Origin of the sequence: Mycobacterium nebraskense, from assembly GCF_002102255.1 — a bacterium.
Lineage (GTDB): Bacteria > Actinomycetota > Actinomycetes > Mycobacteriales > Mycobacteriaceae > Mycobacterium > Mycobacterium nebraskense.
On record NZ_LQPH01000103.1, the window covers coordinates 25,517 to 47,657 of the forward strand.

20 protein-coding genes and 1 pseudogene are annotated in these 22,141 nt (G+C 64.3%); 8 read left to right on the forward strand and 13 right to left on the reverse strand.

The annotated features are described in order from the left end of the window. Positions 1–69 precede the first annotated feature (69 nt). Entirely contained in the window at positions 70–1,002 is a 933-nt protein-coding gene (locus AWC17_RS11050; RefSeq protein ID WP_046183353.1) for an LLM class F420-dependent oxidoreductase, read from the forward strand. Positions 1,003–1,245: 243 nt separating this feature from the next. Here AWC17_RS11050 and AWC17_RS11055 read toward each other — a convergent pair whose 3' ends face one another. Then, complete coding sequence (locus tag AWC17_RS11055) at positions 1,246–2,811, reverse strand: SulP family inorganic anion transporter (protein ID WP_046183352.1); 1,566 nt, start codon at positions 2,809–2,811, stop codon at positions 1,246–1,248. A 283-nt stretch (positions 2,812–3,094) separates the two neighbouring features. After that, on the reverse strand, positions 3,095–3,517 hold the full coding sequence (locus tag AWC17_RS11060) for a nitroreductase family deazaflavin-dependent oxidoreductase (RefSeq protein ID WP_046183351.1): 423 nt from the start codon (positions 3,515–3,517) through the stop codon (positions 3,095–3,097). A gap of 110 nt (positions 3,518–3,627) precedes the next feature. On the opposite strand from AWC17_RS11060, the gene AWC17_RS11065 reads away from it, so the two are divergent. The 3 genes from AWC17_RS11065 (at position 3,628) to AWC17_RS32655 (ending at position 5,571) form a co-directional block, all read left to right on the forward strand. After that, entirely contained in the window at positions 3,628–4,548 is a 921-nt protein-coding gene (locus tag AWC17_RS11065; RefSeq protein WP_231588489.1) for a class I SAM-dependent methyltransferase, read from the forward strand. Between the two features lie 64 nt (positions 4,549–4,612). Then, entirely contained in the window at positions 4,613–5,305 is a 693-nt protein-coding gene (locus tag AWC17_RS11070) for a class I SAM-dependent methyltransferase (RefSeq protein ID WP_167385569.1), read from the forward strand. Positions 5,306–5,403: 98 nt separating this feature from the next. After that, on the forward strand, positions 5,404–5,571 hold the full coding sequence (locus AWC17_RS32655; protein ID WP_167385570.1) for a hypothetical protein: 168 nt from the start codon (positions 5,404–5,406) through the stop codon (positions 5,569–5,571). Positions 5,572–5,664: 93 nt separating this feature from the next. Here the strand turns inward: AWC17_RS32655 and AWC17_RS11075 are convergent, their stop codons facing one another. The 4 genes and pseudogenes from AWC17_RS11075 to AWC17_RS11090 all read right to left on the reverse strand — a co-directional run bounded on the left by AWC17_RS11075 (position 5,665) and on the right by AWC17_RS11090 (position 8,861). After that, positions 5,665–6,009, reverse strand: a complete 345-nt coding sequence (locus tag AWC17_RS11075; protein ID WP_046183349.1) for a hypothetical protein — start codon at positions 6,007–6,009, stop codon at positions 5,665–5,667. 11 nt (positions 6,010–6,020) lie between these two features. Beyond that, entirely contained in the window at positions 6,021–6,245 is a 225-nt protein-coding gene (locus tag AWC17_RS11080) for a hypothetical protein (RefSeq protein ID WP_046183348.1), read from the reverse strand. Between the two features lie 226 nt (positions 6,246–6,471). Next, a complete protein-coding gene (locus tag AWC17_RS11085) occupies positions 6,472–7,734 on the reverse strand; it encodes a TetR/AcrR family transcriptional regulator (RefSeq protein WP_046183347.1) in 1,263 nt (420 codons plus the stop codon). Between the two features lie 166 nt (positions 7,735–7,900). Further along, positions 7,901–8,861 (reverse strand): annotated as a pseudogene (locus tag AWC17_RS11090) (DMT family transporter). Positions 8,862–9,031: 170 nt separating this feature from the next. Here AWC17_RS11090 and AWC17_RS11095 point away from each other — a divergent pair. After that, positions 9,032–9,883: a LysR family transcriptional regulator gene (locus tag AWC17_RS11095; RefSeq protein ID WP_047323460.1), complete on the forward strand. Its 852-nt coding sequence runs from the start codon at positions 9,032–9,034 to the stop codon at positions 9,881–9,883. A gap of 114 nt (positions 9,884–9,997) precedes the next feature. Then, complete coding sequence (locus tag AWC17_RS11100; RefSeq protein ID WP_085164638.1) at positions 9,998–10,825, forward strand: mycofactocin-coupled SDR family oxidoreductase; 828 nt, start codon at positions 9,998–10,000, stop codon at positions 10,823–10,825. A gap of 11 nt (positions 10,826–10,836) precedes the next feature. Here the strand turns inward: AWC17_RS11100 and AWC17_RS11105 are convergent, their stop codons facing one another. The 4 genes from AWC17_RS11105 to AWC17_RS11120 all read right to left on the reverse strand — a co-directional run bounded on the left by AWC17_RS11105 (position 10,837) and on the right by AWC17_RS11120 (position 15,589). Next, on the reverse strand, positions 10,837–11,841 hold the full coding sequence (locus AWC17_RS11105; RefSeq protein ID WP_141224582.1) for a glycoside hydrolase family 6 protein: 1,005 nt from the start codon (positions 11,839–11,841) through the stop codon (positions 10,837–10,839). Between the two features lie 163 nt (positions 11,842–12,004). Next, positions 12,005–13,066 carry an FAD-binding oxidoreductase gene (locus AWC17_RS11110; RefSeq protein WP_082122953.1) on the reverse strand — a complete coding sequence of 354 codons (1,062 nt, stop codon included), beginning with the start codon at positions 13,064–13,066 and terminating at the stop codon, positions 12,005–12,007. Then, positions 13,063–14,745 (reverse strand): hydroxylamine reductase, encoded by a 1,683-nt coding sequence (hcp, locus tag AWC17_RS11115; RefSeq protein ID WP_085164642.1) that lies wholly within the window; start codon positions 14,743–14,745, stop codon positions 13,063–13,065. Before hcp ends, AWC17_RS11110 begins: the two co-directional genes overlap by 4 nt. Before the next feature lie 100 nt (positions 14,746–14,845). Then, complete coding sequence (locus tag AWC17_RS11120; protein ID WP_052742753.1) at positions 14,846–15,589, reverse strand: Crp/Fnr family transcriptional regulator; 744 nt, start codon at positions 15,587–15,589, stop codon at positions 14,846–14,848. Between the two features lie 726 nt (positions 15,590–16,315). Here AWC17_RS11120 and AWC17_RS11125 point away from each other — a divergent pair. Together AWC17_RS11125 and AWC17_RS11130 are read left to right on the forward strand one after the other, a co-directional pair. Next, on the forward strand, positions 16,316–16,777 hold the full coding sequence (locus tag AWC17_RS11125) for a hypothetical protein (RefSeq protein WP_046183342.1): 462 nt from the start codon (positions 16,316–16,318) through the stop codon (positions 16,775–16,777). 132 nt (positions 16,778–16,909) lie between these two features. After that, the gene (locus AWC17_RS11130; protein ID WP_052742752.1) at positions 16,910–18,139 is read left to right on the forward strand and encodes an amidohydrolase family protein; all 1,230 of its coding nucleotides are present in this window, start codon (positions 16,910–16,912) and stop codon (positions 18,137–18,139) included. Positions 18,140–18,206: 67 nt separating this feature from the next. Here the strand turns inward: AWC17_RS11130 and dnaB are convergent, their stop codons facing one another. The 3 genes from dnaB to rpsR all read right to left on the reverse strand — a co-directional run bounded on the left by dnaB (position 18,207) and on the right by rpsR (position 22,109). Next, the gene (gene dnaB, locus AWC17_RS11135) at positions 18,207–20,834 is read right to left on the reverse strand and encodes a replicative DNA helicase (protein ID WP_046182474.1); all 2,628 of its coding nucleotides are present in this window, start codon (positions 20,832–20,834) and stop codon (positions 18,207–18,209) included. 529 nt (positions 20,835–21,363) lie between these two features. Continuing rightward, positions 21,364–21,822, reverse strand: coding sequence for a 50S ribosomal protein L9 (rplI, locus tag AWC17_RS11145; RefSeq protein WP_047323468.1), 459 nt, complete (start codon positions 21,820–21,822; stop codon positions 21,364–21,366). A 32-nt stretch (positions 21,823–21,854) separates the two neighbouring features. Further along, positions 21,855–22,109 (reverse strand): 30S ribosomal protein S18, encoded by a 255-nt coding sequence (rpsR, locus tag AWC17_RS11150; protein ID WP_046182476.1) that lies wholly within the window; start codon positions 22,107–22,109, stop codon positions 21,855–21,857. Positions 22,110–22,141: the final 32 nt, after the last annotated feature.

Here is a 22,141-nt window from a genome sequence, read left to right on the forward strand (position 1 = left end):
CTCGCTTTGGCAACAGGCGGGTACACGTTCGGAATCGGGTTGCCGTACAACGAGATACAGAGGGATCCTATGGAATTCCGTGCATTTATCGAGCCACAGCAGGGCGCCCGTTACGCCGATCAGGTCGCCGTCGCCCAAACCGCCGAGCAGCTGGGCTTTACGGCGTTTTTCCGGTCCGATCACTACCTGGCGATGAGCGGCGACGGTATGCCGGGTCCCACCGACTCGTGGGTGACCCTGGGAGCGATCGCGCGCGAGACGTCGAGCATCCGGCTGGGCACCCTGGTGACCTCCGCAACATTCCGGCATCCGGGTCCGCTGGCCATCGCGGTGGCGCAAGTGGACGACATGAGCGCAGGACGCGTCGAATTCGGTCTGGGCAGCGGCTGGTTCGAAAAGGAGCACCAGGCTTACGGCATTCCCTTTCCTCCACTGCGGGAGAGGTTCGATCGGCTCAGCGAACAGCTGGCCATCGTCACGGGGCTGTGGACGACCGAACCGGGTGCGACCTTCGACTACGCCGGGAAGTACTACACCATCGCCGGCTCACCAGCGCTACCCAAACCGACGCAACGCCCGCATCCGCCGATCGTCATCGGCGGCCTCGGCGCCAAACGCACTCCGCAGCTTGCCGCGACGTACGCGGCCGAGTTCAACATTCCGTTCGCGCCGATCGACGTGGCCGAGAAGCAGTACCAGCGGGTGGCGCAAGCGGTGGCCGCGGCCGGTAGACCGGACGATTCGATGGCCTACTCGAGCGCGTTCGTGCTCTGCGCCGGCCGCCGCGACCGTGAGTTGGCCCGCCGCGCCGCGGCGATCGGCCGCGAACTCGACGAGTTGCGCTCCAACAGCCCGCTGGTCGGTACCCCCGCCGAGATCGTTGACAACTTGGGCGCCTGGAAGCAGATCGGTGTGCAGCGCGTGTACACCCAGCTGTTGGACCTGACCGATCTCGCGCACCTGGAGCTGTTGGCGAGCGAGGTTATGCCACAACTGCTTTGACGATGGGTGGCCCAGCACCCTTTAATCCAGGCGCGGTTCATCCGGTGCGAGGCATCTGATGGCCGTCCCCCGTTGTCATTTCCGCGGCCGCAGCACGGGTGTCACCAGTTCACCTGTGTCAAGGTAGCTGTCGAGGTTGCGAGGGTGGCAACCGGCATCTTTCGGTACCGACAACGGCGCTGGCACAAGCTCGTTCGCCCGCACCTGCTTCCCTAGGGTCCCGCTTACACGTCCTGAAGGTGGCTAGCCGGTGTCCGCTTCGACCAAGCTAAGGTGGACCGCGCGGCGGTTGGCTTTCGACAACTTATCGAGGCGTCCATAGGGTTCCATCAGTCCGTTATGGACGTTGACATTTCCGCCTGTGGCGCAGTGGCGGCGCTGCCAGTCGCTGATCGCTTGGTGCGCAGCGTGATCGAGGTAGTTCGCCACCAGGTGGATGGTGACCGTGGTGCGCTCGGGGATCGTTGCAAGCACTCCCGTGAGCCGGGGCAGGGCCAGGAAGGTACATGCCCCTTCGATGATCAGATGCCATTCGTCGCCGACGGGCTTCGCTTCCACCCTGGCCCGAACCACCCGCCACCCGGTGGCGACGACCGCCACGGCGAGTCCGATCATGACGCCGTGCAGCAGATTGAGGAAGACAACGCCGAGGATGGTCACCAGGTAGACGGCCAGATCGCCGTTGCGCAGTGCGGTCTCGATGTGTGCGGGCTTCAGCAGCTCGATTCCGATGACGATGAGCAAGCCGGCGAGTGCCGCGGTGGGGATTTGTTCGACCAACTCCGCAAAGGGCACGGCAAACAACAGGATCCAGACTCCGTGCATGATCGTCGAGGCGCGGGTTTTGGCGCCCGCGTTGACATTAGCCGCGCTGCGCACGATGACGCCGGCGATGGGAAGCCCGCCGATCGCGCCCGACGCCATGTTCGCGGCGCCCTGCCCGATCAGCTCGCGGTTGAAGTCGGTGCGCGCCCCGGTGTGCATCCGGTCGATCGAGACCGCCGTCAGCAGGCTTTGGACGCTGGTGATCAGCGTGACAGTGATCACCGCGATCACGACTGCCCTCCAGTTCCCATCCGGGAGCTGCGGCAGCTGCAGCGCCTCCAGCACCGAACCTTCCAGCCTGATGCGGGATACGTTGAACGGCAACACGACCGAAATGATCGTGACGACGACGATGGCGACCAGTGGGCCAGGGATCTTGGCCACCCGGGCCGGTGCCCAGCGCCACGCAATCAGAATGGCGATGACGACCAGGCCCAGCACGAGCCCCGGACGGTGCGCGCCGGCAATTTGCGCGGGCAGACCGACGACGTTTGTCCACGCCGAGCTCTGCGATTCACCGCCCAGCAATACGTGCACCTGCTGCAAGGCGATGGTGATTCCGATGCCGGCCAGCATAGCGTGCACGACAACCGGTGAGATCGCCAGCGCAGCACGCGCAATCCGGCTGATTCCCAACATGATTTGCAGGGCACCGGCAATGACGGTGATCAAACACGTTACTGCCCAACCAAACTGGGAGACCAGATCGGCGACAACGACCGTGAGCCCAGCGGCCGGACCACTGACCTGCAACGGCGACCCGCCGATGCACCCCGCGACGATCCCCCCGACGATCGCCGCGATCAAACCGGACAGTACGGGAGCGTCCGAGGCGATGGCGATCCCCAGCGACAACGGAAGCGCCACCAGAAAGACCACCAACGATGCCGGCAAGTCGTACTGGACGGTCGCGCGGAACCGGTCAACTCGAGTCGGTTCCGTCTTCTCGGCGTTTTGTTCAACCACCTGCCCAGCGTGTTGCATCGGCCCCTCCCTGGGATATGCATAACGGGATGCGTTCGGATGTCCGCCCGTAACGCACCCAAAGAGTGCAATTTAAAACCCTGCGGCACAAGCGATCACAATCGCCGCAAACGTCGTTGTGTTGCTAAGTGTGCCCGGCCTCTGGATATCGAAGGTATGGGGCAGCCATGCGGGTGGCAACCCGACGGGCCGGGCGCATATCGAATCCAAATGTTTTGCCGCGGATGGCTACCGAGGCCGCGCGATGTGCGTGATCTGCGAAATAGATTGGGGTGCAGAGTGTTTACTCAAGAACGAAGACGGGTATCTGTCTCGTTGTCTTGGTCTGGTATTCGGCATAGGGAGGATAGGCTTCGACCGCTCGCTGCCACCACTGCTCGCGCTCGGACCCCTCGAGCTCGCGTGCCCGTAGCGTGACGACCCTTTCGCCATCTTGCAGCGTCACCTGGGGATTGGCCTTCAGGTTGAAGTACCACAACGGATGCGCCGGGGCGCCGCCTTTCGACGCAACCATGGCGTAACGGCCGTCGTTTTCGACGCGCATCATCGGCACGTACCGCCTTTTGCCGGACTTTGCTCCGGTCACGGTCACCAGAACTATGGGCCGATCGAGAATTTCGACTCCGTCGGTCGTGCCTTGTTCGAGGATCCGCTCGGTCTGCTCACGCACCCAATCCCTCGGGCTCAGTTCGATGTCGTCAGCCATACCCGATCTCAACACGTCATCGCGCCCTAGTCACCCCCGTGCGCATTGTCGAACGGTCCGTCCGCGCCGAAATGCGTACAGTGGACCTTATCGCTTAAGTGAGCTAACTAATGACAGAGGGGAGTCCGGTCGTGGCCCGCACCGAGAACGACACATGGGATTTGGCGTCCAGCGTCGGCGCCACCGCAACGGCGGTCGCCGCACAGCGGGCGATCGCTTCAAAGGGGCCGGACGCCCTCCTGAACGACCCCTTTGCCGATCCCCTTGTTCGCGCGGTGGGCAGCGATATCTTCATCAAGCTCCTCGACAATGAGGTCGACCGGTCCAACGATCCCCTGCTGAATCGCCAGGCGGTGAACGAGCAGATCACGGTGCGCACCCGTTACTTCGACGACTTCTTCATGCAGGCAACCGAATCCGGTATTCAGCAGGCCGTGATCCTGGCATCCGGCCTGGACACCAGGGCCTACCGACTGCCCTGGCCGACCGGCACGGTGGTCTACGAGATCGACCAACCCGAGGTCATCGAGTTCAAGACGCGGGTATTGGCCGGCCTGGGCGCCGACCCGACCACCCAGCGCCGCACGGTGGCGATCGACCTGCGCGACGACTGGCCGGCCGCCCTGGTCGAGGCCGGATTCGATGCGAACGAGCCGACGGCTTGGAGTGCCGAAGGCCTGCTCGTCTACCTGCCGCCCGAGGCGCAGGACCGCTTGTTCGACAACGTCGTCGCGTTGTCGGCGCCGGGCAGCCGGATCGCGACCGAGCACATGGATGTGCGCAACGTCCCTTCGGACTGGGCCCAGAAGCTGACCGCGCGGTCGCAACGGCTGGGCTCCAACATCAATTTGGCCGAGTTGTTCTACACCGGAGACCGCAACACCGCCGCTGAATATCTGGCCGCGCATGGCTGGCAGGTCGACATCCGAACAACCGACCAGGCCTTTGCCGCCCACGGGTTCGAAGTACCCAATGATGAGCTGGCTTCATTCGGCGAAGACTCCGGTTACCTGACGGCCACCCTTAAGTAGGTGTGGCCTTCGGACATATATCAGTCCCGTTGACATATATCAGCGTGGTTGATATAATGGTGGTATGTCTCAGTCGACTCACGAAATGTTCGAATCCGCCTACCGGGGCGAAGCCCCCGAGATGGGTGAAGGCAATCGGCCGCCGTGGAGCATCGGCGAGCCCCAGCCGGAGATCGCGGCCCTGATCGAGGCCGGGAAGTTCCACGGCGACGTGCTCGATGCCGGTTGCGGGGAGGCGGCGGTGTCGTTGTTCCTGGCCGAGCGCGGCTTCACGACGGTGGGCTTGGACCAGGCGCCCACCGCCATCAAGTTGGCGCGCGAGAAGGCCGCCAAGCGAGGCCTTGCCAACGCCACGTTCGACGTCGCCGACATCAGCGCCTTCAGCGGCTACGACGGCCGCTTCGGCACCATCGTCGACAGCACCCTTTTTCACTCGATGCCCGTCGAGTTGCGCGACGGCTATCAGCAGTCCATCGTGCGGGCCGCCGCGCCGGGTGCCTCCTACTTTGTACTGGTCTTTGACCGCGCGGGCATGCCGGCCGACGGGCCGGTCAATGCGGTCACCGAGGACGAGCTTCGGGACGTCGTCTCCAAGTACTGGGTGATTGACGAGATCCGGCCGGCACGGATTCACGCCAACGTTCCCGACAGCTTCCTGGAAGGCTTTGAGGCCTTCGCCGGTGCCGACATCCGCGACGAGGGCAACGGCCGCAAGTCGATGGGGGCCTGGCTGCTGTCGGCACATCTCGGCCAGTAAGCGACCGGCTGAGCCCTGTCCGGATTCAGCCAGGTTTCGATGCGTGGGATTCGGGAGACCCTGACTGGAGCAGCACAGACGGTCAGAGGAGATTTCACGTGGACCATCAAGTCAATGTCGACCCGCTACCCGCACCCGAGGACGCCAGGGAGGCGACCGAGGAACAGCGCAAGCTGCAGGAACAACTGGAGCACCAGAACGACGACCCGGACGCGCCAGGATTGCACCAGTCTCGACGTGACCTTCCCGACGAGAGCACGCGCTAGCTGTGCCCCTGGCGCGTGGGGCAACTGTTCGTTGGAAATCGGTTGTGCCCCAGCAAATCAACCGATGCCGGCCAGGAGTCTCGCGGGCAACTGTCAGCTTCTGATGTTCCGGCGGTCGTGTGCGAGCACCACCGCCGCCAAGCCCATCAGGGTGAGGCCGCCGAGGGCCGCCACGGGAATCGCCCACGCGCGTCGGATCATCAGCGCGTTGTCACATCGGCCGACGTAGTTCGTGCTTGACCTGGCGACCCCGTGTTCGTTCATCTTTTGGTCGGCGCTGGACGCTTGGGTCAGGTCGGTCGTCAGGCCGCTGCCGCATTTGACTTGCCAACCGAATTGGTCGTAGGCGTCGATGAACACCGGGAAGCGCAACGCGAAAAACCCCACGGTTAAAGCCACTACCGCCGCTGAGAAAACCAAAGGCCCGCGTTTGAGCATCTGTTCCGCGCCTAGGTCATGCACACGTTGGCGAAAATCAGCACCGGCCACGACACGATCGAGCCGAGAAATGACACGACGAGATCCACGCCCTGCATGTCGCGCAGGTGCGCCGTGTGAGTGGACGACCAGATGACCCCTACGATCAGATACGGCGTGCCCAGCAACACGGTAAGGCCCAGCAGCTCGGCAATCGTCAACTGGTAATCCAGTAGCCGGCGGATCCTGTTGAGCATCGGGCGGACCTTTCGCGGGGGCGCAGACCGCCGCTATGTTAATGGCAATTCGGCGATTTTGGTAGCAGCTCGCCGTAATTGGACAACACTCCGTCACGCAGCTGGATCAGAGATTCGCCTGAGCAGCAAGGCGTTCGGAATGCCGTACATCGCCCTCATTCGTTGGACGGCCCTATCGCAAGTACAGCAGTATTTGGGCCTTGAGACGGCCTACGTCCGCGTTTAATCAGCCGCGTTGCGTGCCGCCGCGAGGGGCCTTGCCGGAAGTTACGGCGGATTTGCCAAGCAAGGTGATTTCCATCAGCCGGCGCACCGTCATGCGAGCGGGCTGACTCGGGCCGGGGACGACGAGCTGGCCGATGTCGACGGCGAGGGCAAACGAAGCGTGTACGGCGTATCGCGCGCGGTCGAGCGTTAGTTCGGGCCGCGCCGCCACCGCCAGCCGGGCCCAGGATTCGACGGTGGAGCGGTGAATGTTGTAGAGAAGCACCGCGTCCGTGTCAGGCAGGTTGTGGCGCTCCGTGTAGTACACGCGCGCCAGTTCGGGATTGGCGAAGGACCGTGTGACGAAGGCGTCGATCAGCTGCGCCAGCGATTGCTCCGGATCACTGCCCGCGGCCAAGATGGTGGACAGGTCACCGGACAGCTGGTCGGCCCCGCGCCGATATGAGACCGCCAGTATCGCGGCCTTGCTCGGGAAGTATTGGTAGATGCTGGCCACCGGTATGCCAACCGCTGCCGCGATGTCCTCCATGCCGGTTTCGCGGTATCCGCGTTCGTTGAACAACCGTATCGATTCGTGCAACAGCAATTCGTAGCTGCCGACGGCGCTTGTAATCGTCGCTGCCCGTGCCGCTTCCGACCCACTCGCCCGCTGCGCCGGCACGTCGGCCCTCAACACGGTCGCCGCGATGTCGGCCAACGTCGCCCGGATCTCGCCGTTGCCCAACCGGGAACGATGGTCGGTGACGCTGCCAATGACACTCAGCGCCGCCGCCGAGAGCACCCAACGCTGCCGCGATTGCAGTTTGGGCCGCAGCCTGATCAACGGCCGCTGTAGACGCAGGTTGACCAGCTTGACCTGCTCGGCCAACGCTTCCTGATCTTCACCGTGCAGGTAGCGGCCTTCCCATCGATAGAGCCCGCCCGCTGTGCGGTTGACGATGGCGGTGTCGATCAGCGCGCCGGTCAGTGCGCGCAACGTCTCCTCGGGATCGGCATCGTCGGGCAGGTGGTCGGCGAACTCGGTGGCGTCGACGAGCCGCTGCCCGAGGGCCAGGACCGCGGAGCGAAACAGGTCGTATTTGCCCTGCGAATGCCGGTACAGCGCCGCCGCCGAGATCCCGACCCGGGTCGCAATATTCTCCATGCTGACCGCGTGGTAGCCGAGCTCGCTGAAGGCATCGGCGGCGGCCCGGGCGATCTGCGCCTTGCGGTCTCTCGGGCGCCGCTTCACTGGGTTTGCGGACGAGCCGCTCGCCGGCGTCATAGAGATCACCGTAGCCGCCTGGGCATGGCTGGGAGGGCGCGCGGCTGACCGTTTTCTCGGACACGGCTACCTCATCGCAGCGAGTGCGGCTCACGGACGCTCGCCGGCCAATTCCGGTGAGCCGATATGGCTTGGCGTGCAGGCGGATTCGGAGCACGATCGAGCGCTACCTTCGCGAATTGGAGGGCGACCCGCACGACGCACGAGCCAGTTGGCCAGCCGGGGACGCCACTGACACCCGGGCGAACTCGGCGCGCGCCTTGGCCGCACGGCTGGGGCGGGCTCCCCTGCTGTTGAGCCAGCAGGCGAAGCCGCCCAGGACCAGGCCGACCGCAACACCAGCGTCGGGCCGCTGGCCCAGCATGAGCCACGACAGCACCCCCGCAACGGCGGGAATGATGGCGAACAACATCGCCACCGCCGCCGCGCCGTGGGTATTGATCGCGCGAACATAGAGGCTCACCGCCAGCGTCGCATTCAACAGCACCATGCCGGCAACCGCGATCGCCGCCTGCCGGACGTCGTGCACGGCGAACGGCGTCAGGATCGCCAGCGCCGCTGCGGGAATCAGCGCGACCGCGTTCTGCAGCGCACTCATCGTGCGGAAATCGACACCGGCGCAGAACCGCTGCTGGTAAATGCCGCCAGCCGAAAGACCAAGCAGACCAACCCCAAGCAGCCCGATGACGGGGTCCACGCCGTGGGCACTCGTCAGCCTCCTGGCACATGCGGCGAGCACCGCGACGACGCCGAGGGCGAGCGCCGCCACCCGGTGCGGACCGAGCGGCTCGCGTAGGAACACGGCGGCCAGGATGGCGGTGGCGACCGGGTTCATAGCGATCACCACCGCACACAACACCGCCGGTGATCCGAGCTGAACGGCCTCGTAAAGGCAGCAGAACTGCACGGGCTTGGATCAGCAGGCCGACCACAACGACGTGACCGAACTGCGCTCCCCGCGGCCAGGGCGCCTTGGCCAGCACAGCCCATATGGCCAAAATTGTTGCGGCCAAACCAAATCGCAGCACCAGCGCGGCCATCGGCGCCATGGAGGTCACCGCCAGCACCCCGATGGGGTAACCGAGCGCGTAGAAGAACGTCACCGCCGACGCGGTCGTCAGCGGCATGCGCGGCAGGTCCATGTGACCCATGCTGCCCAGGCCGGCACCCGCAGTCCAACGATTATTGCTGATCGGAACCGATCGCTTTGGCTTATCAGTCAGGTAGGCATGCGACTAAGATTGGCATGGGGAGCGTAACAATTGATCAGGATTGCTAATCGAACTATGGTGTTGCTATGGCCCAGGTGCTGGACATCGCGCCGCTGCGCAGCCTTGTCGCCGTCGCCGACTGCGGCGGGTTTCATCGCGCCGCCGCCGCGCTGCACCTGAGCCAGTCGGCGGTCAGCCAGCATCTGCGCCGAGTCGAGGCCGTCGTCGGCGAGCCACTGATCCAACGCTCCGGCCGCGGCATCGTTTTCACGGAGATGGGCCTGAAGGCGCTGCGGCATGCCCGCACGATATTGGCCGCACACGACACGGCATTGGACGACTTGGGCGCCACCGAACCCAGGCTCCTGACCATCGGGGCCACCGAGCACGGTGCGGACGTGATGCTGTCCGGGCTGACCAGGGTGCTGCGGGAGCGGCTTCCCGATCGCCGGGTGCGTTTTCGGCTTGACCGCAACGTGTCGCTGGCCGACTCGATCGAGCGCGGGCTGGTCGACTTGGCGATCATGCTCGACGGGGCAGGCCTGGACCGCGCGAATGCGTCCGGGCTGGTTCGGCTGCAATGGATTTCGGCGCGCGCGCTGACCGTGCCTGCGCGGGAACCATTGCCACTGGTGATCTTCTCGGAGCCGTGCACCTTGCGTGAACCAGCCTTCGCCATCCTTGAAAACCACGGTGTCGCCTATGAGATCGCCGCCGAGTGCGGTGATCTATCCGGACTGTATGCGGCGGTACGTTCGGGGCTCGGGGTGGCGCTGCTGCCGATGATCGGCAAGCTGCCCGACGGCTTGTGCCCGGCAGAGGGGCTACCTCCTGCCAATAACGCATCGGTTCTGGTGCGCGGCCGAGCCGGCATCGACCCAGACTTGCTGAGCACGGTCGACGACGCGGTGCGTGACGTGCTCGCCGCCGCGGACTAATTGCTGGCGCCGTGCGGTGCCGCCCAGTACCGTCTTTCCTACTCTGTCATGTCATTCAGCCATAAACCCCGCCGGCCACCCCCAGCCAGCGCCCCACGCAGAGGAGTTGTCGGCATGAGCGATCCCGTCGCCCCGCTAGCCGGCAAAGTCGCCTATGTGACCGGGGCCGCCCGCGGACAGGGCCGCTCACACTGCATCCGGCTGGCGCGCGCCGGCGCCGACATCGTGGCGATCGATGCCTGCGGACCGGTCGCCGAACACAACGGCTATCCCCCCGCGCTGCCCGAAGACCTGGCCGAGACCGTCAACCTGGTCGAGGGCGAGGGCCGTAAGATTTTCGCCGACGAGGTCGACGTCCGCGACTTGGCCGGCCAGCAACGGGTCGTGGCGAACGCGATCGAACAGTTCGGCCGGCTCGACATCGTCGTCGCCAACGCCGGCGTGCTGAATTGGGGCCGGCTATGGGAGATTTCGGCCCAGCAATGGCAAGAAACCATCGACACCAACCTCACCGGGCTGTGGAACACCATGAAAGCCGTGGTGCCGCCGATGATCGCGGCCGGCAATGGCGGATCGATCATCAACATCAGCTCCGCGGCCGGAATCAAAGCCGTCCCGGGCTGCGGCCACTATTGCGCAAGCAAATTCGGAGTCGTCGGCTTGACCAACTCGTTGGCGGTCGAGCTCGGCGAGTTCGGCATCCGCGTCAACTCGGTGCACCCCTACGGCACCGACACCCCGATGGGCAACGACCTGTCGATGTACCAGGTCTTCCAGGACCATCCGCACTACATCCACAGCTTCTCGCCGGGGGCACTACCGACCGAGTCGCTGGCCGCCCCCGACCTGATCTCCGACATTGTGGTCTGGCTTGCCAGCGACGCGTCGTCGTTGGTCACCGCCGCCCAAATTCCTGCCGACAAAGGCTATTTGAAGATCTGAGCCTCAACGGCCTACTGGCCGCCCTTGTGGGCCAGATCGATGGCGTACTGACTCACGAAGGTGCCGGCCGCCGGATCACCTTTGCCGCAACTTCCATCGGATTCACCGGGGCGTTTGATCCACAAGTAGGCGTCGGCGTGTGTGCCCGCGGTGGCCGTGGTGGGCGGGGTGCCCAGTGCCCGGCCGCTGGGGTTGCACCAGTTGAGCCCGGAGTCGGGCGCCGGTCCGGCGCCGTTGCGCGACGTGTCGATCACGTAATGGGAACCATTCGTGAGCGCTGAAATCGCCTCGCCATAACCGATTTCGTCCTCGGTAGTGAAGAAGTTCGCAATGTTGACGCTGAAACCCCGCGCGTGGCCGACGCCGGCCTGGTTGAGCCTGGCGGCCATGTCCTCGGGGCTATGCCAACGCAAGTGACCGGCATCGACGTATACGGCCGCATTCGGGTTCCGGGTCAGCGTGTCGACGGCGTAGCGGATCAAGTCGTAGCGTTCTTGGCGCTGATCGGCCGACAGACAATCGGCCATGGCGAGCGCGTCGGGTTCGACGACGATCGCGACCCGCGAGGCGCCCACGCCGGATGCGATGCCGTCGATCCACCCGCGATAGTCGTCGGCCGATCCCATGCCACCCGCAGCGAAGCTGCCGCAATCCCGGTACGGGATTCCATAGATCGCCAGGACCGGGATGGCGCCGGCAGCCTGCGCGTCACCGGTGTACTTTCCGACCGTGCCTGCCGACGAGCCCGGGACGATCCAGTACGCCTGCGGCGTGTTGGCGATGGCGGTCAGCTCGGGACTCGGTGGATCGGCGCTCTGCGCGGCGCGCATGGCCGCTGAGTTGGGATTGACATAAAACGGCGCCCCGGCCAACGGGTCCCCGTCGCTGGCCAAGCGCACCGCCGGGGAGGGGCCGACCTGCGCCGGGTCGGCCGAAACACCCATGCAGGCGACGCCCGCAACAGTCAGGAGGGGAGCAATCCACCGCGCGAGAGCACTCGCAGCTGACGACATCACTCCAGGAAAACTAGTGCGTCAAGGCATTGAGCGCGAATCCGTGTCCGTGAAGCGATTCTAGGCTCTCATTTTGGTGGCGGAACCGCGATGCAGCTACCTGTGGGTATGCAGAATTCTCATCAGAACGGCTATTCCCACCTGCCACAGGACGTTCGTGATGGTCTTAACCAGTGGTGAAAAACCGTTCGGCGTAAATTTGCTCGCGGGGCACACCGGCGGTGGTGAGCGCGGTGTAGGCGGCCTCGACCATCGGCGGCGGTCCGCACACATAGACATCGGGGCTTTCGTCGAGCATCGCAACATCGGCCGCTGCGAGATCGACCGGGTTGCCCATGGCCCCTGTCCACCGAGGATCCGGTTGCCAGACTGCGGTGTCGGCCCGAAAGTCGGGTATCGACCCGGCAAGTTCGGCTAGCTCGTCCTGGGCGAAAACTTCGGTGTAACGGGTGAGACCGAAGAACAGACGTGCCTGCTGCGGATCGCCCCATTCGGCCATCCGGCGCAACATCGACAGCAGAGGCGACAATCCAGTGCCCCCTGCCAGGAACCAGCGGGGCCGCAGGCCGTTTTCGGCCAGGGTGAACGATCCCTGCGCGCCAGAGACGGTGAGCACGTCACCGACGGCTGCTTTCTCAGTTAGGTACTGCGACATCAGGCCGCCGGGCAGCAGTCGGATATAGAACTCAAGCTCTCCGTCCCAGTTGGCGACGTTCGCCGGTGAGTAAGCGCGTCGCGAGTCGGTGCCCGGGACGGTGATTCGAACGAACTGGCCCGAGTCGAAGTCTGCGGGCTTTGAGCCGTCGAGATCGACCTTCAGGTGCATCACTTCGTCGGCGACCAGCTTCAAGCCGGTGATCCGGGCCTGCTGTTGTGTCGGGGGCGCGGTGACGACCTGGCTACGGTCATAGGGCAGCTCGACGCGGCAGTCGGTGCGGGGAACGCTGCAGCACAACAGGATTCCACCCTGACTCTCGGGCACTTCGATGACATCCGGGTCGTGCTTGCCCATGTCCACCTGCCCGCCGGAGAGCACGGCCGAACATGCTCCGCACCCCCCGGTCTGGCAGGTTGACTTCAGCACCATCCCCGCCTGCTCTGCGGCGGCGAGCACAGTGGTTTGCGAATCGCACGAGATCGTCGACTCCTGGCCATCATTGGTGACCAGAACGACGTCGTAGCCCGACAGATCGGCGTCAACGGGTACCGCGATGGTCTCGGTCATCATGCGCCTGCCATCGCATCGGCCAGATCCTGTTCGGGATCGCCGATCGGTTTGAGCGCGAACTGCTCGACAAGGATGTCGACCACCGCGGGGCTGAGGAATGCCGGCAGCGTCGGCCCGAGGCGAATGTTGCGGATTCCCAATGACAGCAGGGTCAGTAGCACCGCGGCGGCCTTCTGCTCGAACCATGAGACGAACAGGCTCAGCGGCAGGTCGTTGACCCCGCAGTCGAATGCGTTCGCCAGCGCCAACGCGATCTGCACCGCCGAGTAGCTGTCATTGCACTGGCCGACGTCGAGCAACCGGGGAATACCGCCGATGTCGCCGAACTCATGGGTGTTGAAGCGAAACTTGTTGCAACCGAGGGTGAGCAGCACCGTGTCCTCGGGTGCACGGTCGGCGACGTCGGCGTAATAGCTGCGGCCCGGGGCGGCGCCATCGCACCCCCCGATGAGCAGGAAGCGTTTGATCGCACCGTCTTTGACGGCCCGGATGACGGTGTCGGCGACCGACAACACCGCCTCGCGTCCGAATCCGGTTGTGATGGTTTCCGACGGCACCTCGGTGGTGAATCCGGGCAAGGACTGCGCGGCCCTGATGACCAGGGAGAGGTCGGAAGTGTCGAGGTGACGTATTCCCGGCCATCCCACCGGCCCGGTGGTGAAGATCCGGTTGCGGTAGGCCGGCCGCGGCTCGATCAGGCAGTTGGAGGTCATCACGATCGGCCCGGGGAAGGCGGCGAAGTCGCGCTGCTGATCCTGCCAGGCCCCGCCGTAGTTGCCGGCGAGGTGGCTGTAGTCGTGCAGTTTGGGATAACCGTGGGCAGGCAGCATTTCGCCATGGGTGTAGACATTGATCCCGGTGCCCTTGGTCGCCTCCAGGATCTTCTGCAGGTCGTGCAAGTCGTGACCTGATACCAGGATGGCCTTGCCGACGACAGGAGTGATCCGCACCGGCGTGGGTACGGGGCTACCGAAGCTGCCGGTGTTGGCCGCGTCGAGCATCTCCATCACTTTGAGGTTTACCGAGCCCAGCTCAAGCGCGTGGGCAAGGAGAGCCTGGGGGTCGGTCGGCGCGTCGGCCAGGAATGCCAGTGCGGACTCGATGCCGGCGTCGGTCGCCTCGGTGCGGTAGCCAAGGGCGTGGGCGTGGTGCGCGTACGCGCAGACACCTTTCAGGCCATACAGATTGAGGTTTCGCAGGCCTACCACATCTGGGCCGAGGGTGTCGAGATCGGCGTCCACCCCGACGGCGGCGGCCTGGGCGACCACCTCCGCGATGGTCGTGGCCGGCACGAACTGTGCTGGACCGGAGAAGGTTTCGGGCTCCGCGCCGGTAGCTCGGGCGGCGTTCTCATAGGCGTGCTTCGCCAGCTCGCGCATGTCGACCGCCGCGGAGATCAATGCCATGAACCGGGTGGGGTTGAAGTTGACGTTGGTCAGTGTGGTGAACAGGTCGAAACTGGCGTGCGCGGCGAATCGCGGGTCGGCGGCTCCGAGCCGGCGGGCCTCCCGCGCGTACTGTCCGATGCCGAGATTGATGTGAACCAGCACATCCTGCAGCGCCGCGGTGGTGGCATCCTTGCCGCAATTCCCCTTCGTGCTTGCGCAACCGAAGGCCAGCAGATTGGGGCGGTCAGATGAATCGGTGCGGTCGGTCTGTTCGCACTGATAGCAGAACATCGGGGTCTCCTCCGGCGGCGATGGGCGATTGACGAATCCACGCTATGAACCGCCGGAAGCGGTGGGTTTGACCTAGATCAAGTCAGGCCTGTGGGGGTGGTCACAGAATCGAAACGCTCTGGGCATACGCATCCAACGCCGCGACATCCGGGATCTGCACGACTGCGCCGTCCGCCTGGATCAGGCCCTTATCGGTAAGGGCGCGCATGGCGCGGGAGAAGGTCTCCGGCGTCATACCCAACCGTGACGCCAGCACCTGCTTGAGGGCGGGTAGCTCGATGCTGGCCGAGGGTGCGTCGGGGCCCGCATCGTTTTCGAGAGCACCGGCTCCCCCACCCACGCTGTAGGTTCCCGCGCCCACCGCCCCGAGAATGTAGGCCACGATCCGCTGTGTCGCGGATTGAAGCGACAGCATGGCAATGTCCTGAATCTTGCTTTGCAGCCGTCGCGCCATCGACGCCAGCATGATCCGCGCCATGGCTGGCTCTTCGTCGAGGACCCGGTCGACCGCGGCGGCGGGGACGAACACCAGATGCGCGTCGACCAACGCGGTGGCATCCACCGGATAGGGCTCGTGGACGAACATCACGGCATGGCCGAAAGCGCCTCCCGGCCTGATGATTTCCACCACCTTGACCACGCCTTCCGAATTGGAAACGGAAAGCTGCACGAGGCCGTCGCGCACCATATAGAACCCGGTCGAGGGTGTTCCTTTACGGAACAGCACCTGGCCCGCGGGCAGGAAGATCGCGCGGCTCTGTGTGGCCAGGAAGTCCACATGCTTGCTGTCCAGCCCGTCGAACATCGGGGCGGACGCAATAGCCAGCCGCAACTCGGCACTCATCGAATCTCGCCTCGGCTTCGGCAGGTGGACATCACTGCCTCAGCATGCACTCTGCTGGTCACCTCGGTGGTTTCCTTTCCGATTTTGTGGCCGGACTCGCCGACAGCGACGAAGGTTCAGGCGTGGCTAGCACCATTGCCAATCTCGACGGCCTAACTCGCTTGACGCTCCCGGCGGTGTTAGTCCGAGAATTCATCAATAGTGGGCCGATGCCTATCTGTGAGCTGTTGGATCGCAGACGAATTCCTTGGAGCGCGGCCGAACCTCGCCTTCTTCTTCATGCCTGGACAGGCGATTACTGCGACGCCGAAGCCTGCCTGCTGGCCAGGCACGTGAATATAGTCCAAGGTCCCCACCTCGATGTGGCGCTCGCTACCGTATCCGCATCCCCGTGTGCCCGCCGACACGACCTCAGGCGCAGCCCTAGCGGAAGGGTGCGAGTCAACAGTCACAAACTACCAAGACCTCTGATACACAACGCATTTCGGGTGTGCGACGGGAATAGACGGGAAGCGGGTGGTTAGAGGCAAAGTGACGCCTGATGCCTAGGCCCACAATCCAGCATTCCCATCTTGAATCGGGTCTATATCAGGACCTAAAATCACCGTGCCATGCTCGAGGGATCCCGACTCGCGAAGGTTCTCCCAATCGCCGGCAATGCACCGCTATTAGATCGAGATCACGGGTACCGAAAAGGCCAACTTTTGCGGCGGACACGGAGGGAATATGCGTATTCCGACCAGCGAGTTCATCTGGCAAGGGCGACTGCATCTCGGCGATGAACCAGGAGTCTTCGGCGATGCAACCTACGTGGGCTTAGCGGTCGAACTGCCGCTGACCCTGACCAAGACCGCTTCCATAAGCACCGCAGACCTAACCATTCGCGCCGAGAATGTTCAGGTCATACCACCGTATCCAGGCCACGTCGTCACGGTCGTGTCGTACGAGGACGGTCAGGCCAAGGTGGTCGGCAATGCCCAGATCGGGGCCCAACCAGATAACCAGCCCGGCGTCGACACTAAGGTTGCCCTCGACTTGTCGACTGTCCCCTTCCCGGCGTTCGTGGGAGTCCGCATCCACGTCGACACTACCGTCCCGCCTGGCCTGTACGATGACTTCGTCATTGCCGGTCTGCGGCTAAATTCCTCGGACAACTCGGTCATCGGGCAACTGGGATTTCGCAGCTGACGATCAGAGGCTGCCGTGGATTCGGGATGGGATGCATACGTTGAGGGAGTGCCGTCCGGCATAGCGCCGAGCCAGCCCCCGGTGTTCAAGACACTCCCACCAACTTCCTCACCTTGGGCCCTTCACGGAACCGTGTTCGGGCCGCAGGGATGGGCCGACAATTACCTCACTATCGAGGGCGGCTCGGTCGCTGCCATATCCAGCGCTCGACCCACCGACATTCCCGTGGTCGAGACGGAGCGCAGCCTCGTACTTCCCGGCCTCATCGACCTACACGGCCATCCGGAATACAACATCTTCCAGGCGTGGGAACCGCCCAAAACCTACCTAAACCGCTACGTGTGGCGACGCGAGGAACCGGCGTATCAGATCCTGGTGGCCGGCCCCATGAGCTACCTCGATAAGGTCGCCAAGCTACGGCCATTGTGCGCCCGGTACGCCGAAATGCGGGCGCTCGTTGGTGGGGTTACGGCGATTCAGGGTGCGAGCGCTTCGTATCCAGATCCCAGCGAGGCGCTGGTACGGAATGTCGACCTTCCAATTTTCGGTCGACATAAGGCCCGCTCCTTCGTCGACTTGCCCTGTGAAGCCCAGGCCACCGACCTTCGAGCAGAAATCGACAGCGGCAAGGTGGATCGGGTCTACATTCACCTCGCCGAGGGGGTCGACCAAGCGTCGAGCGATGAGTTCGAACGCCTATGCGCGCTCAACTTGCTGGGCAAGTGGACCGTGGTGATCCACGGCACAGGACTGAAGTCTGAGCAGCTCGGAGCCTTGCGGGATGCCGGAGCGCAACTCGTATGGTCCCCCCAGTCGAACATCCGGCTGTATGGCGCCACCACTCAGGCTGCAGAGGCGATCTCGTTGGAGATCGATGTCGGGCTTGGCGCTGACTGGCTTCCATCTGGTTCGCGCAGCTTGCTGGATGAAGTCAAAGTCGCACGCCGCGTCCTGCACGCACAGGGCCTAAATGTCGACCCCCGAAAATTGGTGGAGATGGTGACCAGCACCGCCGCACGCATAGCGGGGCTGGACGAACTCGGCATCTTGAAACCGGGAGCACCAGCCGACGTTTGCGTCCTGGAACGTCGCCACTCCGACCCAGACGAGTCCTTCCTAGCCAGCGACCCATCGGCCGTCGCGCTCGTCGCGATCGGCGGTGACGTAGCGTACGCACGATCCGCATGGTGGGACACACTCTTCGACACCAAGGCCCCTGAGTCGGTAACTGCCTGGGGAACCGAGATGCAACTCGACACTGGCTTTCGCGCGACGCCATTGTCACCTGCAGCGCCTCCCTTGTCGGAGGTGCGAAAGTTACTTTTGGCGGCCTTCCTCGGGACTGGGCCGATCTTCGCCTGAGTCTCGGACCCTAGGGAACTCACCGAGTTCCTCGCTTGCTGAATCTCGGCAAACGCAGCAGGGTTCGCTACCGCGCCATGTTGGCGAAGCGCGACAAGTGCAGCTGATGCGCCACGGTGACCGTTTTGGTCGGGCCGTTGCGGTGCTTGGCCAGAATGAAATCGGCCTCTCCCCCACGCGGGTCGTCGCGCTCGAAAGCATCCGGCCGGTTGAGCAGAATAACCATGTCGGCATCCTGTTCCAGCGATCCCGATTCGCGGAGATCGGACAGCATCGGCTTCTTGTCGGTGCGCTGCTCGGGGCCACGGTTCAGCTGAGCGATCGCCACCACCGGCACCTCGATCTCCTTGGCCAACAACTTGAGTTGACGCGAGAATTCCGACACCTCCACCTGCCGCGACTCGTGCTTCTTACCCGACGTCATCAGCTGCAGGTAGTCGACGACGACCAGCTTCAGGTCGGCCTTTTGCTTCAGCCGGCGCGCCTTGGCGCGGATCTCCATCATGGTCAGGTTGGGCGAGTCGTCGATATACAGTGGCGCCTCGCTGATTTCGCTCATCCGCCGCGCCAGCCGGGTCCAGTCGTCGTCGCTCATCCGGCCCGAACGCATGTCGGACAGCTTGATCTTCGCCTCGGCCGAGAGCAACCGCATCACGATCTCGGACTTGCTCATCTCCAGCGAGAAGATGACGCTGGCCATGCGGTGCTTGATCGAGCATGACCGCATGAAGTCCAGACCGAGCGTGGAGTTATGGGTGGGGATCATTGCCTTGCTCGCCAGATACATGTGGCTGTCGTTGTCCACTTCGACACAACGCACGGCAACGGTCTCGACTGGGCGGACGTCCACAATGAAGCGTGATCCAGAGCGCTGAGTGCCGGCAGCGGCCCGACGCTCCTTGTGTGCTATGGCCTTTCGCTGCAAGGCGAATACCGCGTCGTCCGTGGAGAATGTCAGGGTGTACGCAATGCTGGACGACTCATGACGGCCCGGGACGCGCTTGGTCGAGGTTTGGCAGCGATAGCCAAGGCTGACGATCAGTTCGGCGGCATCGGACGCCAGCCGTTGGTTTGTGACTGAAAACTGGACGGCGCCGCCTGCCGTCACGGTTCCGTCGGTGTCGAGCAAGCCGGCGAGGAGGGCGCGCCGCTGAGTCTCGGACCCCCGCAGGTATTCCGTCGGAATGTGCTTGTTCCCGAGCACGCCGAGTGTGCGCAGCCGCGCCTGCAATGTCCCCACAGCGGCGTGGCAGTTCTGGCACAACCGCATCCCCGCCGACGGTCCCGCGCAGCGAACGCAGGTTGGACTGGGCACCGGAGCCGAGACAAACCGCGCCCAACCACCACATGAGCGTCCACAGGTCCGCACCTGACTGGTATAGGGAACGAACGACTTCCCGCATACCACGCACTGGCGCGGAGCCGGCTCAGGGTTAGCCGCTAGGCACAGTTGATACCGGTGCCGAGCGGATTCCGACGGAACCGCTACGAAGCCGTCCGCTTCGATCCGCATGATGATTTCCGGATCGGCCGAGGTGATCTGGGCTGCGGCGCTGGTGCCATCGCCAAGCCAGGCGCCGAGAGTGTATGGCGGGACCAAACATTCGCGATCCGGCAGGTCGAGCGCACACGCATTGACCACGCTGTGGTTCAGTCGCCGGTCTTGGGTGTCGCAGCGCAGAGTTCCCGCGATTTCGGCCGTCGTCCGCACCGCCGCAAAGGTCCGCTGATTCTTGTAGCGGTTGTAACGCACTGCCGCGGCCTGTGCTGACTTCCGGGATGCGCGTGTTTCGGTCAACCACTGATGCTCTGCATCGGCAACGATGACTGTCCCGTCGGAGAACTCCACCTCGTAGCACGGCCGCCCCAACATCACGTTGGTGGCGGCCACCACCCGCGTCGGCCGCCCGTCCGCGCCAAGCAACTCATCACCGACCGCGACGTCGCCCATCGTCGTCCAGCCGGTCGGTGTCGGCAGCAACGTGTCCAACGCGAGTGCCTTGCCCACTCCAGGCCTGGCCGCCACGATGATCATCTGTCCGGGATGCAGGCCGTTGGTCACCTCGTCGAGTTCGGTGAAGCCGGTCGGCACGCCGCGCGAAATCCCGCCGTTGGAGGCGATGGCGTCGATCTCGTCCATCGTCGGCTGCAGCAGGTCCTCCAGCGCGACGAAATCTTCCGACAGCCGCCGCTCGGCCACGTCATAGATCTCCGCCTGCGCGCGATCGACCACCTCGGCCACGTCGGCGCCCTCGGCGCCCGCGTAGCCGTATTGCACGACCCGCGTCCCGGCCTCCACCAGCCGGCGCAGCAGCGCCTTCTCGGCCACGATGCCGGCGTAGTAGCCCGCGTTGGCGGCAGTGGGCACAGTGGAGATCAGGGTGTGCAGATAGGGCGCACCACCAATCCTGCGCAGCATCCCGCGGCGGTCCAGTTCCGCGGCGACCGTCACCGCATCGGCCGGTTCGCCACGGCCATAGAGGTCCAGGATCGCGTCGTAGACGTTCTGGTGCGCGGGGCGGTAGAAGTCGCCGGGCCGCAGGCGTTCCAGCACATCGGCGATGGCGTCCTTGCTCAGCAGCATGCCGCCCAGCACCGCCTGCTCCGCCGCCATGTCCTGCGGTGGTTGACGGCCGAAGTCCTCACTGGGCGCCGACGAATCCATGCCCGACGCCAAGTCATCGACGACCGCCATGGATTCCTCCTCCCCTGCCACGCATCCGAACGTACATTCGAAGACCGCTCTCGTCAGCGTAAGTCAAGGAGCCGACACTTTCGCCGCACAGCACTCGCACGCCTGGCGCCGGGACGACGTTAGACGTTGCTGGCTAGTAGGTGAAAGGGGCGCTGTTCATGAACCTGTGCATCGTGTGTGCATATCCATCGACACCTGTGTTGAGTGGGGTGTGGAGAACCTGTGTATGAATTCAAGGGGCCCTGACATCACTGCTGTTAAGAGCCATGTAACGCGACGAAATTCGTGTGGACAAGAATCTCTACGGCGTGTCGTCGCAGGTTACCGCGCCGGGCGTGTTGGCTTTCGGCCATATTTTCGCAGCGTTACGGCAGGGTAAATAGGGTCCGCGGAATACCCCGCAGCAATAGTTCGCTAGGGCGTACGTCCGCGACGGCCCGCCGTGTGGCGCGCGACCATGCCCGCAGCACAACTGAGCCCGGCGGCGGCCGATGATGGCCGCCGCCGGGAAAGAGCAAACGTCGGAGGCTTAGCTCTCCGCGACAACCTCAAGCGCGAGCTCGACGTCGACGTCGGGATGCAGGTGCACCGACACCGGGTGGGTGCCGACAGCCTTGATGTGCGACTTCGGCAGCCGGACGATTCGTTTGTCCAGGTTGGGTCCGCCGGCCTTCTTGATGGCCGCGACGACGTCGCCGGACGTCACCGCGCCGAAGAGCTTTCCGGAGTCGGCCGCGGTCCGCACCGGCAGCTGGACGGAACCCAGCGCCTCGATCGCCGTCTTGAGTTCGTTGGCGTGCCCGAGGTCGCGCACCGCCTTGCTTTCGCGGGACCGGCGGATCTCGTCGGCCTGCTTCTGAGCGCCGCGCGAGGCGACGATCGCCAGACCCCGCGGGAGCAGGAAGTTGCGGCCATAGCCGTCCTTGACCTCGACCGTGTCACCGACGGTGCCGAGGTGGTCGACGTCAGCCGTCAGAATCAGCTTCATCGTTATTCGTACTTTCGCTTGGGCTTCGGCGGCTATCGCGCCGAGGAGGTGAAGGGCAGCAGAGCCACCTCGCGGGCATTCTTCACCGCGATCGCGATGTCACGCTGGTGCTGCACGCAGTTACCGGTGACCCGACGCGCCCGGATTTTGCCGCGCTCACTGATATAGGTGCGCAGCAGCGCGGTGTCCTTGTAATCGATCGATTGGCCCTTCTTCGCGCAGAAGACACACTTCCGCGTTTTGACCGGCTTTTCCGGAGCCGGACGTCGCTTGCTGGACTTCGCCATGACTGTCTTTCTTTTCGTTTCTTACTGTTGAA